Source organism: Muriicola sp. E247, from assembly GCF_041358175.1.
Classification (GTDB): Bacteria; Bacteroidota; Bacteroidia; order Flavobacteriales; family Flavobacteriaceae; genus Muriicola.
The window spans coordinates 679,708-696,152 of the sequence record NZ_JBGKBE010000001.1 but is presented as its reverse complement, the minus strand read 5'-3'; the positions used below and the strand labels follow the sequence as shown (position 1 = coordinate 696,152).

Annotated in this window: 12 protein-coding genes; 8 read left to right on the top strand and 4 right to left on the bottom strand. The window is 43.4% G+C overall.

Annotated elements, in window-relative coordinates; all coding sequences use genetic code 11:
* Position 1: 1 nt before the first annotated feature.
* Positions 2 to 2,224, top strand: coding sequence for a ferrous iron transport protein B (gene feoB / locus ACA086_RS03065; protein ID WP_371001880.1), 2,223 nt, complete (start codon positions 2 to 4; stop codon positions 2,222 to 2,224).
* Between the two features lie 3 nt (positions 2,225 to 2,227).
* Positions 2,228 to 2,371 carry a hypothetical protein gene (locus ACA086_RS03060; RefSeq protein ID WP_369747708.1) on the top strand — a complete coding sequence of 48 codons (144 nt, stop codon included), beginning with the start codon at positions 2,228 to 2,230 and terminating at the stop codon, positions 2,369 to 2,371.
* Positions 2,372 to 2,373: 2 nt separating this feature from the next.
* On the opposite strand, the gene ACA086_RS03055 is transcribed toward ACA086_RS03060, so the two are convergent.
* The gene (locus ACA086_RS03055; RefSeq protein ID WP_371001879.1) at positions 2,374 to 2,760 is read right to left on the bottom strand and encodes a DUF423 domain-containing protein; all 387 of its coding nucleotides are present in this window, start codon (positions 2,758 to 2,760) and stop codon (positions 2,374 to 2,376) included.
* Positions 2,761 to 2,870: 110 nt separating this feature from the next.
* Here ACA086_RS03055 and ACA086_RS03050 point away from each other — a divergent pair, with 110 nt between their 5' ends.
* Positions 2,871 to 3,269, top strand: a complete 399-nt coding sequence (locus tag ACA086_RS03050; RefSeq protein ID WP_371001878.1) for a TonB-dependent receptor — start codon at positions 2,871 to 2,873, stop codon at positions 3,267 to 3,269.
* A gap of 119 nt (positions 3,270 to 3,388) precedes the next feature.
* Positions 3,389 to 6,655: a PDZ domain-containing protein gene (locus ACA086_RS03045; RefSeq protein WP_371001877.1), complete on the top strand. Its 3,267-nt coding sequence runs from the start codon at positions 3,389 to 3,391 to the stop codon at positions 6,653 to 6,655.
* A 3-nt stretch (positions 6,656 to 6,658) separates the two neighbouring features.
* On the opposite strand, the gene ACA086_RS03040 is transcribed toward ACA086_RS03045, so the two are convergent.
* The 3 genes from ACA086_RS03040 to ACA086_RS03030 all read right to left on the bottom strand — a co-directional run bounded on the left by ACA086_RS03040 (position 6,659) and on the right by ACA086_RS03030 (position 9,667).
* On the bottom strand, positions 6,659 to 7,069 hold the full coding sequence (locus ACA086_RS03040) for a DUF2141 domain-containing protein (protein ID WP_371001876.1): 411 nt from the start codon (positions 7,067 to 7,069) through the stop codon (positions 6,659 to 6,661).
* A 117-nt stretch (positions 7,070 to 7,186) separates the two neighbouring features.
* Positions 7,187 to 7,621, bottom strand: coding sequence for a hypothetical protein (locus ACA086_RS03035; protein ID WP_371001875.1), 435 nt, complete (start codon positions 7,619 to 7,621; stop codon positions 7,187 to 7,189).
* A complete protein-coding gene (locus tag ACA086_RS03030; protein WP_371001874.1) occupies positions 7,622 to 9,667 on the bottom strand; it encodes a prolyl oligopeptidase family serine peptidase in 2,046 nt (681 codons plus the stop codon).
* 208 nt (positions 9,668 to 9,875) lie between these two features.
* On the opposite strand from ACA086_RS03030, the gene ppk2 (ACA086_RS03025) reads away from it, so the two are divergent.
* The 4 genes from ppk2 (ACA086_RS03025) to ACA086_RS03010 all read left to right on the top strand — a co-directional run bounded on the left by ppk2 (ACA086_RS03025) (position 9,876) and on the right by ACA086_RS03010 (position 16,441).
* Complete coding sequence (gene ppk2 / locus ACA086_RS03025; protein ID WP_371001873.1) at positions 9,876 to 10,721, top strand: polyphosphate kinase 2; 846 nt, start codon at positions 9,876 to 9,878, stop codon at positions 10,719 to 10,721.
* A 3-nt stretch (positions 10,722 to 10,724) separates the two neighbouring features.
* Positions 10,725 to 11,546: a polyphosphate kinase 2 gene (ppk2, locus tag ACA086_RS03020; RefSeq protein WP_371001872.1), complete on the top strand. Its 822-nt coding sequence runs from the start codon at positions 10,725 to 10,727 to the stop codon at positions 11,544 to 11,546.
* Positions 11,547 to 11,593: 47 nt separating this feature from the next.
* On the top strand, positions 11,594 to 11,992 hold the full coding sequence (locus ACA086_RS03015; protein ID WP_371001871.1) for a hypothetical protein: 399 nt from the start codon (positions 11,594 to 11,596) through the stop codon (positions 11,990 to 11,992).
* A gap of 114 nt (positions 11,993 to 12,106) precedes the next feature.
* Entirely contained in the window at positions 12,107 to 16,441 is a 4,335-nt protein-coding gene (locus ACA086_RS03010; RefSeq protein ID WP_371001870.1) for a CusA/CzcA family heavy metal efflux RND transporter, read from the top strand.
* Positions 16,442 to 16,445 lie beyond the last annotated feature (4 nt).

Genomic DNA, 16,445 nt, shown 5'->3' with positions numbered 1-16,445 from the left:
CATGAGCAAGAGTATCAACGTTGCACTTATTGGAAATCCAAACACCGGGAAAACCTCTGTGTTTAATCAGCTTACCGGACTGAAACAAAAGGTTGGAAATTACCCGGGGATCACAGTAGAAAAAAAAGAAGGGGTTTGTAAACTACCCAGGGGAGTAAAAGCCCACATATTAGACCTCCCGGGAACCTATAGCCTTAACACGACTTCCCTGGATGAAAGCGTAGTCGTTGAATTACTGCTGAACCGCAATGACAAAGACTTTCCCGATGTCGCTGTAGTGATCAGCGATGTGGAAAACCTCAAACGAAACCTCCTACTCTTTACACAGATCAAGGACCTGAGAATACCTACTATCCTTGTGATCAATATGGCAGACCGAATGTCGAGAAAAGGGATATCCCTCGACGTTTCTTTACTGGAAGAGAAACTGGATACAAAAGTTGCCCTGGTAAGTATGCGAAAAAATACCGGGATTGATAAGATCAAGGAATTGATTGCCGATTATAAAAACTTATCGAGCAAACCTAATGTTGACACCACGGTAATTGCCCCGGATTATTTTGATCGTCTAAAAAAGACCTTCCCCAACGAGGATCTGTATAAACTTTGGCTTGTAATCACCCAGGATGTCAACTTTATGCCGATTGAAAAAAAACGCATTCAGGACCGAAGTAACTTCAGCACAAAATCAAAATCCGAGCTAAAACGACTTCAGCAAAAAGAAACCATCCTAAGGTACCAGTTTATCAATGGGATTTTAAAGGAAGCCTATAAGGTTGACCTGAAGGCGGCCAAGGGATTCAGGGCAACATTAGATAAGATTCTTACACATAAGGTTTACGGCTATCTGATCTTCTTTCTGATCCTTCTTACCATCTTCCAGGCCATTTACGACTGGAGTAGCTATCCTATGGATTTTATTGATGAGCAATTTGCCGCTGGAAGTGAGTGGATTAAAGATACGCTGCCCCCGGGGGTCTTTACCGATTTGCTTGCGGAAGGTATCCTGGCCGGGATTGGGGGTATCGTGATTTTTATCCCTCAAATCGCATTTTTATTCCTGTTTATAGCTCTTCTGGAGGAATCGGGTTATATGAGCAGGGTTGTTTTTCTCATGGACAGGGTAATGCGGCCCTTCGGACTAAGCGGAAAAAGTGTGGTTCCCCTTATTTCAGGAACGGCTTGTGCAATACCGGCTGTTATGGCAACGCGAAATATCGAGAATTGGAAGGAACGCCTGATTACTATACTGGTCACGCCTTTTACTACTTGTTCAGCCCGACTGCCCGTTTACCTTATCATTATCGCCCTGGTGATCCCTGAAGGCAGGTTTATTGGCCTCAGTTATCAGGCCCTCACCCTGATGCTTTTATACGCCCTTGGATTTATGGCAGCCATATTTTCTGCCATGATTCTGCATAAAGTACTGAAGATTAAAAGTCGGACTTTCTTCGTGATAGAAATGCCCAACTATAAATTGCCATTGCTAAAAAATGTGGCGATAACGGTAATTGAGAAGACAAAGAGTTTTGTTTATGGAGCAGGGAAAATTATTCTTGCCATCTCCATAGTACTATGGTTTCTGGGGTCTAATGGTATTTCAGATCGTTTTTCAGAGGCTGATACCCTCGTGCAAAAACGGATCTCTGAAGAGGGCTATACCCCCTATAATAAAGCCGCGATGCAACAGAAGATTGCGGCCTATAAAGCTTCCCTTGATTCCCTGTCCACGATTAGTCCCGCACAAATTCAGGATTCCCTCATAGCCCGGCAAAAAGTATTTGAAGAGAGAGCTGTTAAGCAGGAGATCGCCAGTTTTAAACTCGAGAATTCGTACATCGGTAATATCGGTAAAGCCATTGAACCCATCGTAAGGCCTTTGGGATACGACTGGAAGATCGGCATTGCTGTACTTACTTCTTTTGCGGCAAGAGAAGTGTTTGTGGGGACACTTGCAACCATTTACAGTGTTGGTAATGACGAAGAAGAAACCATCAAGAATAGGATGGCAGCAGAAGTAAATTCTGAGACAGACCAACCTTTATTCAACCTGGCTTCGGGTATTTCACTTCTTCTATTTTACGCCTTTGCCATGCAATGCATGAGCACATTGGCGATTGTACAACGGGAGACCAATAGCTGGAAATGGCCCCTGGCACAGCTCGTTTTTATGAGCGTTTTTGCGTATCTTGTAGCCTTACTGGCTTATCAAATATTGAAGTAAAATATGAGTATTCAATCAGTTCTGGTTTACCTGGTACTTTTTATCGCCCTGGCTTATCTGGTCAACAAATTTCTGTTGCCAAAAAAGCTGTGGTCTGGGAAGAAGTCGTCTTCTCCATGCGGGGAAGATGATTGTGGCTGTCATTGACCCTACACAATGTGCGCGATAAAGGAATAGAAAAGCATTGCCCATCCGGCCAGTAAAAGCAAGCCACCAATAGGGGTGACGGGACCCAAAAATTTCCATTTCCTCCCCTTTGCACCTGATAGACAAAGTCCGTAAATGCTAAAAGAAAAAAGGAGGGTTCCAAAAATAAAACAATAGGCCATATAGGTTTCCAAAGGCGTGGTGAATCCGAGATTAAATCCCAGTACTACCAGTAAAATGGCGTGGTACATCTGGTAATTCACTCCGGTTTCGAAGCTCTTCAATAATTCTTCCGAAAGGGATTTTTTCAGAACATGGGCCCCGAAAGCTCCAAATAAAACGGCCAACAATCCAAGCAAGGCTCCTGTTACCTGTACCAGTAATATCATGTGTGTTATTTTTGCCAAATATAATCATTCGTTTCTGAGGACATTTGATCAAAAAATAGGACAGCTCTAAGGAATACCATATCTTCATGGCTCTGAATTACGCTGATTTTATGAAACAATTTATCTTATTATTCTGTTTAGGCCTGTTTGCCTTCACTGCTTGCGGACCCGCTAAGAAGACCGGGGATTCCGGCGTTTCTCTGGAAAAATCATTAGACGATAAAAACAGGGTTACCATCTCTTTACTAAACCAAATTAGACGTTTACCAGGAGTTGTTGTTAAAGGGGGTATTCCATTCTTTAATAAAGCCAATAATTCTATGCTTTTGGAAGGTTCTCAGGAACCTCTTTATGTCCTTAACGGATATATTGTGGGCACTTCTTTTAAGAGCATTGATCAAATTGTCGACAACGTCAACGTTGCAGAAATAGAAGCCCTTTACGGTGCCGATGCTTCTGAATATGGCGCAAGAGGAGCGAATGGGGTTATCAGGATCACTACGAAATAGATTTTAAAATCATATTATTCTTCTTCACATTTATTGAGCATTATGCAGATCTGATGATGATCAATAGGGATTGATTAGCTCGTCTTTTTTCTCTACTTTCATAGGATAAATCATATCCCATGAAAACACTAAATCTGCTTCTGTTCTTCCTCATTTCTACAACTATTTCAGCTCAGGGAACACAACTCCTGAGGCAACCGACACTATCAGGCTCGGATATTGTTTTTGTGTACGCAAACGATCTGTGGAAAGTATCTGCCAATGGGGGGCATGCCCAACGGCTGACCAGCAATGAGGGATATGAATTCTCACCACATTTTTCCAATGATGGTTCCCGGATCGCTTTTACTGCAGAATACGATGGTAATAGCGATGTCTATATCATACCCGTTTCGGGAGGGGAACCAAAAAGGCTTACCTGGCATCCGGGAGCGGATGTTGTTCAGGGCTGGACCCCGGATGGTGAGATCTTATTCCGATCGGCCAGAGAAGCCAGGCCTACCCAAACCAACAAACTATACAAAGTATCTCCTGATGGCGGATTTCCAACAGCTATAAATATCCCGAGAGCGGCCTACGGGGAGATTTCCCCCGATGGCAAATATGCTGCCTATACACCTATCACTTTCTGGGATCCTGAATGGAGGAATTACCGCGGTGGGCAGGCCATGCCTGTCTGGATAGTTGAACTGGCTACAGGAGAGCTCCAAAGGACACCTCAACCCACAAAGGAACGTCACCTTGATCCTGTTTGGTTTCAAAACAAGGTTTTCTACCTTTCCGAGCGCGATCTGGCCAGCAATATCTGGTCTTATGACCCTGCGTCCGGGGAAGAAAAACAGCATACCTTTCACAAAAAATTTGACGTAAAAAGCCTGGATGCCGGACCAGGCCGAATCGTCTATGACCAGGGTGGATATCTTCATTTGCTGAATCCTTCAGACAATTCCACCCAACAATTGATTATCGAGGTTAAAGGAGATATGAACTTTGCCCGCCCCAGATGGGAGGAAGTCAAAGGGAATGACCTCAGCCATGCAAACCTGTCTCCTACAGGGAAAAGGGCTCTTTTTGAATATCGTGGGGAGATTATCAGTGTCCCAAAGGAGAAGGGCACCTACCGAAATCTCACAAATTCCCCCGGAGTGGCCGACCGTTATCCGGTTTGGTCTCCCAAAGGGGATAAGATCGCCTGGTTCTCAGATGAGAGCGGGGAATATCAATTGGTCGTCTCAGATCAGGAGGGAAGTAATCCAAGGAGCTACCCCCTTCCCAATCCTACTTTCTACTTTGAACCTGATTGGTCACCTGATGGGAATTATATCGCCTATTCTGATACGGATTACAATGTCTGGGTTATATCCCTGAACTCAGGCAATGTCCAGAAAGTAGCTACAGACCGATACGCCCACCCTAACCGAACCATGAATCCCTTATGGTCACCGGATAGTCGCTGGATAGCCTATTCCAAGCAATTGAATAGCCATTTTAAGGCGATTTTTGCCTATGATGTGCAGGAGAAAAAAGAAATCCAGCTCACCGACGGCATGGCAGATGCGATAAGTCCGGTCTGGGATGAAGGAGGGGAATACCTCTATTTTCTGGCAAGTACCAATTACGGTTTGCAATCGGGTTGGTTAGACATGAGTTCATACGATCCACAAGTGACCCGAAGTTTATATGCTTTGGTACTTGCATCAGACGGCAAGGCTCCAAACCTTCCTACTTCTGATGAAGAAGAAGTGAATACTTCCTTACCACCCGCAAAAAAGGACGGCGACAAAAAGAAGGGCAAGGAGGAAGATGTGGAAAAAAAAGTCAATGTCCGGATAGATGCCGAGGGAATCTACTCCCGAATTATCCCGCTCAAATTGGAGGATCGAAACTATGTGTTCATGGAAACAGGGCCTGAACATAAGGTGTTCATAGCCGAAAACGTACCTAATCAACCCAACCTAAAAATCCATACATACGATGTGAAGGAAATGAAGGCGGAGGATTTTGGGACGAATATATCCGACCTCGTCTCGTCCTCAGACAGGAAGAGCGTATTGGTGAAACAAAATGGCTCCTGGTATATTTCGGAAACCAAGGGAGATTTTAAAAACAGCGAGGGCAAGCTCGATACCAACATCAAAGTACAGGTTGATCCCAGGGCAGAATATCATCAGATCTTTAAAGAAGGATGGCGCTTTATGCGCGATTTCCTCTATGTGGACAATGTGCACGGTGCTCCATGGAACCTTATCTACGAATGGTATTCCCCCTGGATAAATCATGTGCGTCACCGTACCGATCTTAACTACGTGGTTGATATCATGAGCGGGGAAGTCGCCATTGGCCACTCTTATGTTTCCGGAGGTGACCTCCCTGATATAGACGATGTACCAGTTGGTTTATTAGGATGCGACCTGGAAATTTCTGGAGGGCACTATCGTATCACTAAGATATATTCCGGAGAATTGTATAATCCCGGACTGAATGCTCCCTTACACTTGCCCGGTATTGATGTAAAAGTTGGGGATTATATTCTGGCCATAAACGGCAAACCCCTCACATCAGATGTAAATCCATATAGTTTATTAGAACAAACGGCAGGAAGGGAAACTCTCCTGAGCGTTGCTTCGGGTACCGAATTGAAAGATGCAAAAGAGATCTTGATTAAACCTGTAAGCAATGAATATATGTTGAGGACTATGGATTGGATCGAAGGAAATCGCAAAAAAGTTGATGCCTTGTCAGAAGGAAAACTGGCTTATGTATATGTTCCAAATACGGGGGGAAGGGGATTTGAATATTTTAACCGCTACTATTTCGCCCAGCAAGACAAGAAAGGCGTAATCATTGACGAACGCAATAACGGGGGAGGCTCTGCAGCCGACTATATGATTGATATTATGGACCGTACCTTAGTGGGTTATTTCAATAGTAAAACCAATGACAACAGACCCTGGACAACCCCCATTGCAGGAATTTGGGGCCCCAAGGTAATGATCATCAATGAAAGGGCTGGTTCAGGAGGAGATCTTTTGCCCTATATGTTTAAAGTAAAGAATTTAGGACCCCTTATAGGTACAAGGACATGGGGAGGCCTGGTAGGCACCTGGGATACCCCGAGATTTATAGATGGTGGCCGTATGGTGGCCCCTCGTGGGGGATTCTATGATGCGAACGGGGAATGGGCCGTTGAAGGTGAAGGAATTGCACCGGATATTGAAGTCATTCAGGATCCAAAAATGGTGTTGGAAGGGCATGATCCACAACTGGAAAAAAGCATTGAAGAAGCAATGAGACTACTCAAAACTCAGGAATTTAAAATGATGCCAGAGCCGGAAGCTCCGGTGAGGTGGATGCGTCCTCCGGGATATGAGAAGAGCAAAAATTAGGAATTATAAACTGATTTTGACCTCCTGATTTGAGGAAAGCCTGAAAGAACATTCTTTAAAGCTCGGAGGACCGAAAGTCTTCATCCGGGAGTTAGAAAAACCTACAGGTTCCTTGGGGATTCCCAACCAGTTCGTATCGAGGATATTATTTCCATTTTCGTCGTGGAAAACGGCCAGCGCATATTCTCCACTCGGCAGATTGTTGATTTTTATCTGAGTGTGACCTGCCGTAGCACGAGTGCTGTCTGAGATGTAAACACCTTCAAATTTGAGAAATCCATCCGCATGATTATACACAGCAACATTTATATTGCCATTGGAAGACTGTACCCCCTGCACATCTATGATAAGTTCATTTTGCGACATGCCCAGAAAGGGAAGCAGGAAAAAACCGAGTCTCAATAATTTTACCATAGATTCTAAATTTCTCTATTCTAAACTGATTATGGTCTGCAAAAGTATTTTAAAACCAGGAAATTTTTTATTTAAAAACAAAAAAGTAATCCCTTATCTATTATGCAGGATCAAATCTCAATTTTCCGCCTCCTTTTTTTTAAGATCTTCTATTAGCTTATCATAAAACAATACCGTTTCAAGAGAGTCTTTAAAATTAAAGTAAATCGGAGGTGATCCTCCCTGTTCTAAGATAATCTTAGGATTTTTTAAGTTATCTACGTACACCCTGATGCCCTCCAGACCTTGTACTGTATCCCTGAAGATTCCTTTTTCTATCGCCCAGGCAGAAAAGCCGCTCTCTCTTTTCATCTCAGGTATCCTGGGGACCATACTGACTTTTTCGATACTGTCATAGCGTATCTCAGAGTAGTAGAATCCGGAAATAAGGGTAAATCCGCCTTCTTCCTGCCTTATCCAATTTTTGGAATGCAAGATAAAGGCAGCCAGACATATCACTATGGTAAGAGCGATAAGCGTGTTCCAGAGCCAGTGTCTTTTCCGAATAGCCATTTATTCTTTCTCAGAGGTTCGGTATTTATTGAGCCAGGCCAGAGTATGTGCAACCTTGGTGATAAGATTGCTGGGTTTGTTTGCGATACCATGACTTGCTCCGGGGATTTCCACCAGTACCGTCTCAATTTTTCTCAATTTCAGGGCGTGGTATAATTGCTTGGCTTCACTTGGAGGGGTCCGCAGGTCATCCATCCCCACCAGTACCATAGTTGGGGTTTCAACCTGACCTACGAGAGAAAGTGGAGAAAACTTCCAATATCCTTCAAAATTTTCCCAGGGCTGCCCGGGATAGCGAGAATTTGCATAGCCAAAATAATTGTCTGCAACAAGGGTCTTACTGATCCAGTTCATAACCGGCTTGGCTACCACGGCTGCTTCAAATCTGTTGTTCTTCCCAATAATCCAAGCGGTCATAATTCCCCCCGCACTTCCTCCGGTAACAAATAACTGATCCTCATGGGCAATTCCTTTGGCAATACAATAATTTACCCCGTCCATAACATCGTCATAATCCTGGCCCGGGTAATTGTTGTAGAGCAGATTCCCAAATTCCTCTCCGTAACTGGTACTCCCCCTGGCATTTGGATAAAAGACTATATATCCGTCAGCAGCGTAAAGTTGAATCTCGGCAGTAAACCTGTCGCCATAATTCGAGATCGGGCCACCGTGATTTTCAACCAGGAAGGGATATTTTTTACCAGGATCATAAGCGGGAGGGTAAACTACCCATCCCTGCAGGTCGCGCTGGTCATAAGATGATTTGTACCAGATTTCCTCCACCTTGCCCAGTTCTCTAAAATCGAATAAGGGTCCATTGAGGTCTGTTATTTTTGTAGTAGTTCCCTTCTTCGGATCATAAACCGCTAATTCTGCCGGGTATTCAGGTCGGGTCTGGGTAAATGCGATGGTCCCGTTCCCGGAAACACTAAAAGAACCACCCCCATAGGGTCTTCCGATAGAGGTTCCACCTACATCTCCCACCAGCTGCTTTAGAGTTCCGTTGGGGGACATATGGCCAATTTTTGTGTTTCCTTTGTCGTCATACATAACGTAAAGTCCATTTCCTTTTGAATCCCATATATAGTCATCAATATCCCTGTCGAGGTTTTGAGAAATACTCCTTTTATTTTCCCCATTGAAGTTCATTAGTTGCAACCGACTTACCTGGTATGCCTGTACCTGGTCTTCATAACCGGAAAAGGCTAGGGTGTTTCCGTCTGGTGATACAGCAGGACCTCGGTCGGGACCCTGCCTTGTTGTAAGTTGTCTGATCTTTCCATTCTGAATATTTACGGAATAGATTTCACTGTTTCTGAAATCATACTCCCAGTTTTCACTCCTGTTTGCAGAGAAAAAGAGTTCTTCTCCTTCGGCAGACCAGGAAAGTGTCCCTCGGTGCTGATAATCTCCTTCCGTCAATTGTCTGGGAGAACCGCCGCTTGCAGGAATTACAAATAAATGATTGAATCCAGGTTCAATGTATCCCCTCCCGTCTGCTTCGTGATAAACCCGGTCTGTGATTCTGGGCGATTCTGCCCATTTGGCCCCTTTGGGCTTCTCCGGCATCTTCGCGAGCACAGGAGGTTTTTTTGGAATGTTCATCGAAAAGGCCAATTGATCCCCCTTTGGCGACCAAGCTAGGGAAGAAGGGCTGGCTGGCAGTTGGGAGATTCGGGCAAATTTACCTGTACTTATCCAGTACATATATATTTCGGATCCCTCATCGGTACTACTTACAAAAGCGATCCGGTCTCCGTTCGGAGACCACCTCGGGCTGGTTTCAGACACTTCTCTGGAGGTGAGTTTCTGGTGCCCGCTACCATCTTTTCTGATCATCCAAAGGTTCCCCTTCGCGCGATCGGTCATAATATCGAACCCCATCCGCCTGTATACAATCCAGTTTCCATCAGGTGAAATCTGAGGATCGGAGACATACTGCAGATCGAAAACATCGAGATAGTCAAATGGTTTTTTCTGGGAATAGCCCGTTGTCACATCCAGGCAAATCAAAAGGAAACAAAAGATAATGGCAGAATTTTTCATAAGGGTAGAATTGACCGTTAAACATAATCAATAGGTACCAGTAAAGCAAGAAGAAGGTTTAGGCTAAGAGGGCTGTTTTGGTGTAATACAAATCAGAGACGCTACCTTTGAAAAAAACTCAAAAACAGTATCTTTAGGGTCGAGAGCAGGTCCAAAATTGAGGTTGAGCCTGAAATAATCCCATTAATTTTAATCTCCTACCCAATTTATGTACACCATAGAAGACCTGACAGAGGCGAAGAAGAGAAAAGACCTTATTGGAATTGCCTTGAAAAAAGAGATGCCCGTCCAGAAAGCGCTTCGAAATCTGAGATATGAAGAAGAGTTGCGATTGTTGCAGATCGAAATGGTAAATTTTCAGCAATGGGTTAAGAAAGAGGGAATCAGAGTAGCCATCATTTTTGAAGGTCGAGACGCAGCCGGGAAGGGCGGAGCAATCAAAAGATTTAAACAACATCTCAATCCCAGATCTACGCGTGTTGTCGCCCTATCAAAACCGACTGATGTTGAGAGAGGACAATGGTATTTTCGAAGATATATCAAGGAACTTCCCAATCCTGGAGAAATAGTACTCTTTGACAGGAGCTGGTATAACAGGGCGGTTGTGGAACCAGTTATGGGATTCTGCAATCAACAGGAATACAATCAATTTATGGTTCAGGTTCCGGGATTTGAGCACATGCTCTATGAGGATGGGGTGAAAATCATTAAATTCTGGTTTTCCATATCCAAAAAAGAACAAAAGAAGAGAATGGAATCACGACTGCTTAATCCCCTGAAAAAATGGAAATTCAGTCCGGTAGATCAAAAAGGACAGGAGCTCTGGGACAAGTATACTTATTACAAAGAGCATATGTTTTCCAAAACACATTCTACCTTCAGTCCCTGGATCATTGTAAAAGCCAATAGTAAGAAAACAGCAAGGCTGGAGAGTATGCGATATGTTTTATCCCAGTTTGATTATTCTTCTGCTCAAAATTCCCAAACCACAATTCTGCCCGATCCCAACGTAGTACAACGTTACTTCAGGCAGATAGAACAAATTGATATTTAAACCATGAGGAAAGGAACTGCCAGGAAGATTGATCTGAGTGAGGAAGATTTGCAATTGCTTAATAGCCCTATGGGGTTGCAATTATTACTTGCAGATAAAAAACCCAATATTGACAAAGCGCTTCGATTGGTTAAAAATGAATTAAAATTCCATGAACTCCAGGCTGAGGTCATCAAATTACAAAATTGGGTAATTGAGAAAAACAAGAAGGTAGTGGTTATCTTTGAAGGCCGTGATGCCGCCGGAAAAGGCGGTGCTATCAGGAGAATCACCGAACATATTAATCCCCGTCATTTCAGGATAGTTGCCCTTCCGAAGCCAACAATCGAGGAACAGGGACAGTGGTATTTTCAACGCTATGTAAATCAACTCCCCAAACCAGGTGAAATGGTCTTTTTTGACAGGAGTTGGTACAACCGCGCCGTTGTTGAACCTGTTAACGGATTTTGTACAAAGTCGCAATACCGCAGCTTTATGGAGCAGGTAAACAGCTTTGAACACATGATCATGGACTCGGGAATCCACCTTATCAAATTTTACTTTTCCATTACCAAAGAAGAACAGGCAAGGCGATTTAAAGAAATTCAGTCTAGTCCGTTAAAACGCTGGAAACTGACTCCCGTTGACCGCAAAGCGCAGGAATTATGGGATACCTATACCGAATTTAAATTAAAGATGTTTGAGCATACCGACCTCAAACAGTCTCCATGGATTGTCATAGAAGCCAACCGGAAAACGGAAGCCAGAATTCAGGCCCTTGAGTATATCATAAACAATATTCCCTACAAAGCACTTCAAGAGGGAAGTGAAGATGATGAAGACTAGCGGGAGATTACTGTAAATTTGGTATCTTTGAGAAGAGTGTGGTAGCCATGAAATTCTTCTCGATTGTATCGGCTTTTTTGATTTTATTCCAGAGCTTTAATATTAGCCTGGGGGAACTGGCACAATTAGACGAATTCCTGGAGCACGCCAGCTTCCATAAAGAACAATACGGCGACTCGCTATTAGTCTTTATCTCAAAACACTACGGAGAACTCAAGGGAGAACACGAAAAGAACCATCAGGAGGAGCAAAAGGAACACGAAAATCTTCCTTTTCAGAATCATTCGTGCACACATCATCTCGTAAATGCCTTTGTCATTGTTACCAACTTTCTTCCCGACGAAAAAATAGAAGTAAGCACTGAAAAAGCAGAGAACTTTTATTATCTGCAAAGTGATTCTTCTGGTTTTGCTTCCGGGATATTTCAGCCACCGAGACACATCTGATCTTTATCTTTTGCCCGACATTTCCTTCAGAGCTATCTAACTTTTATGTCAATTTAAATCAGATCATTAAATGCGTCATAGTATTTAATGCGTTTGTCAATATATCAGCTCATCATGCTATCCTCTATAATTAATTTTAGTATCCGCAACAAGTACCTTATCCTTCTCCTGGTATTGTTAAATATTGGCTACGGTTTATTTTCCCTGACACAGATCCCGATTGGCGCTGTCCCCGACGTGACGAATAATCAGGTACAGGTCATCACAACCTCCACCAGTTTGTCTACACGGGAAATGGAAAAGTTTATCACCTATCCTGTAGAACTTGAGATGGTCAACCTCCCCGGGGTAAAAGAGATCAGGTCTGTATCTAAATTTGGCTTATCTGTGGTGACCATAGTGTTTGAAGATGCAATGGGGACCTACTTACCCAGGCAATTGATCGCAGAAAAGATAAAATCGGCTTCAGAAAAAATTCCCAAAGGGTTTGGAAGCCCCGAAATGGGACCCATTTCTACCGGATTAGGAGAGATTTTTCAATATACCCTTGAGGTTGAGCCCGCTTATAAAGGCCGCTACTCCCCTACCGATTTGCGAACTATTCAGGACTGGATCGTAAAACGAAAACTCTCCGGAATCCCGGGAGTGGTTGAAGTAAATACCTGGGGTGGCAAACTAAAACAATATGAAATCGCGATTAACACCCGGAAGCTGAATGCGATGGATATTTCTGCGGCTGACGTTTTTGAAGCCTTAGAGAAAAACAACAGTGTTACCGGGGGAGGATATATCGAAAGAGAAAACCAGGCCTACTTCATCAGGGGAGAAGGACTGATAGGCTCTCTTGAAGATCTTGAGTCTGTGGTAGTAGATAACAAAGATGGAATCCCGATACTGATCAAAGATATAGCTGAAGTAGGTTTCGGGAATGCCTTGCGTTTTGGGGCTATTACCGGTAATGGAGAAGGAGAAAAAGTTCTCGGGCAGGTAATGATGCTGAAAAACGCCAATTCCAAAAAGGTCATAGAAGCCGTTAAGGCCCGGGTTGCAAGTATTTCCGGCTCTCTCCCTGAAGGAGTTTATATCAATGCTTTTCTTGATCGCAGCGAACTGATTAGCAGAACCACCGCAACGGTTACTGAAAATCTGATCTTCGGATGTCTGATCGTTATTTTTGTCGTCGTCCTGCTCCTGGGAAATTTCCGATCCGGGTTGGTTGTTGCTTCTATTATTCCCCTCAGCCTCTTATTTGCATTATCCATGATGTATCTGTTTGGTGTTGATGCCAACCTGATGAGTCTTGGAGCCATCGATTTTGGAATCATCATCGACGGCGCAGTAATCATCGTTGAATTCATCGCTTTTCAAATCACTAAAAAACATTCGCAATTCCAGAGTTTACCCAGGGAAGGTCAACAGCATTTAAAAGATGACATTGTGAAGGATGGAGCCAGCAGGATGATGAATTCTGCTATTTTCGGTCAATTGATCATTCTGATCGTCTTTATCCCTATCCTTTCTTTAAGCGGAGTGGAAGGTAAGATGTTTAAACCGATGGCACTCACCTTTAGCTTCGCCCTCATTGGAGCCATTATCCTGTGTCTTACTTATGTCCCCGTAGTGTCTTCTTTGTTTCTGAAACCCTCAAAGGCAAGTAAAAAAAATATTTCCACCCGCCTCATGGATAGCTTGCAGTCCTATTATAACCCGGTTCTGCACTGGGCCCTTCAAAAGAAAAAACTTGTCCTGAGTATTGCAGTCGGACTGTTGATATTGACCGTATTTCTTTTTTCCAGGATGGGTGCTGAATTTGTGCCCACTTTAGACGAAGGAGATTTTGTGATTCAGCCTGTTCTTAAAACCGGGACTTCCTTAAGTGAGACTGTGGAAATCACCACCCGCATAGAAAAGATTTTACTCGAACAATTTTCCGAAGTAAAACAAGTAGTAACACGTATTGGAGCCGCAGAGGTGCCCACAGATCCAATGTCAATGGAAGAAAGTGATGTGATCATCGTCCTTCATCCTATCCGTACCTGGAAAGTTGCAAAAACCAAGGATGAACTGGCGGAAAAGTTTAAAGAAGCCTTGTCTATCATCCCTGGGATGCAGATCGAATTTACCCAGCCTATTGAAATGCGTTTTAATGAACTGATCACCGGGGTTAGGGCCGATATTGCCATTAAAATATTTGGTGAAGACCTCAACGTGCTCAGTAAAAAGGGAGAAGAGATCAAATCCCTTATCTCTGACGTTGAAGGCGCGGCCGACATCACTGTGGAAAAGATCGCCGGACTCCCTCAAATGAATGTTGCCTACGACCGTTCGAAAATAGCCCGTTTCGGCCTGAATATTGACGATTTGAATAAAATGATCTCCACGGGTTTCTCAGGCAATATCGTTGGCAGTGTATTTGAAGGGGAAAAGAAATTTGATTTGGTAGTTCGTCTCAGGCAGGAGCAAAGAAGTGGGATTGAAGACCTGCGGAACCTATATGTGGATCTTCCCAATGGAGGGAAAATCCCCCTTTCTCAGCTAGCCGATATTTCTTATCAGAAGGAAGCAGCGAAAATCTCAAGAGACAATAGTCAGCGAAGGATTGTAGTAGGGATCAACGTAAGGAACCGCGACCTGCAATCTGTAGTGGATGATGTTCGGGAATTGATAGAAACAAATATATCTCTACCGGTAGGGTATACCATCAGTTATGGGGGTCAATTTGAGAATTTACAAAGTGCCAAGGCTCGACTATTAGTGGCAGTCCCCATTGCTCTAATGCTGATTTTTATCCTGCTCTACTTTACTTTTCGATCTTTCAAAGAAGCCCTGTTGATCTATTCTGCGATTCCGCTGGCGGCCATAGGGGGCGTCTTTTTGTTATGGCTCAGGGATATGCCTTTCAGTATTTCAGCAGGAATCGGTTTTATTGCCCTCTTCGGTATTGCCGTCCTAAATGGAATAGTCCTGATCGAACATTTTAAAGAATTAAAAAATCAAGATTTCAGGGATATGGAAACACTAATAAAACAAGGAACAAAAGACAGGCTCCGTCCTGTGTTGCTTACTGCTTCTGCCGCTGCTCTTGGATTCTTGCCTATGGCCATCTCTACCAATGCGGGGGCTGAAGTTCAAAGACCTCTGGCTACCGTTGTAATTGGCGGACTTGTTTCTGCTACCCTGCTCACCCTGGTGGTCCTCCCTGTCTTGTATTCAATTTACAGCAGAGTTAAAACAAAGGGGAAGAAAAATGGCAAAGTATCTGCTTCAAAATTCCTGGGGTTAATTTTTGTTTTAATGGCATTCAACGGTCATGGGCAGTCGAGCCCCATGAATTTGGAAAGTTTAATCCCGCTTGCCCTGGAGAACAATGCAGGTCTGCAGGCTTCCTTTCTGCAACTTGAAAAGTCTGAGGCACTAAGAGGCACTGCCTTTAGTTTTGATAAAACCGAGATCTATTATTCTTACGATCAAAATAATATAGCAGAAAATGGTTTCCCTATTGACGTCTTTGGAATTAAACAGGATTTTCAATTTCCCACGGTTTACGGAGCTCAAAGAAATGTCAGAAACAGGGCCTTTAACCTAGAACAGGATTCCTATGAAATTGGGAGGAAAAAGGTCATCCGGGATCTTACCAAGGCCTATTATGATTATCAGATCAAAAGACAAAAGGAAATCATTTACGATCAACTCGATAGCTTGTACAGGGATTTTGGCTATGCGGCTAAACGACGTTTTGAACTAGGAGAAACTAATTACCTTGAAAAGGTGACGGCAACAGCCAAACAACGACAGATCATCATACGGAAGAACAAGGCTGAAGAAGATGTCAGGCAAGCCTATAGAAGGTTGCAACAGACCCTTCAAATACCAGACAGTGTACTTATCCTGGAAGAACCCGAAAAGAAAATGATACTTGCAAATCCAAGCCTGGAAGAACTGCCAGAACTGGCATTCTACCGCGATAAGGCTCAGCTTTTAAAAGCAGAAAATCGATTGGAGCGGCAAAAGCTATTGCCGGATATTGGCCTGACGTATTTTCAGGGTTCAAACGCCACCCTGGATGATAATCTTACCGGGTATCTCATCGGATTGAAAATACCTTTATTATTTGGCGGACAGGCCTCAAAAATAAAAGCTTCAACTCTTGAAAAGGAGGCTTTCGCTGCACAGAGCAGGGAATACGAGCTTCAGTTGAGTACCCGTTTAAAAGTACTGCAGGGAAATTTTAATCAGAACAAAAAAGCTTTATTGTATTACGAAGAGGAGGGTAAGGCCCTTTCAGAAGAAATTCTTAAAACCGCTTCGAAAAGCTACAGAAGCGGGGAGATCGATTTTTTCCAATACATACAAAGTATCGAAAACGCATATGAAATAATGATTAACTATCTCGATAGCCTTAATGAGTATAATCAAACCATCATCGAGATCAATTATTTAACCCTATAATTCA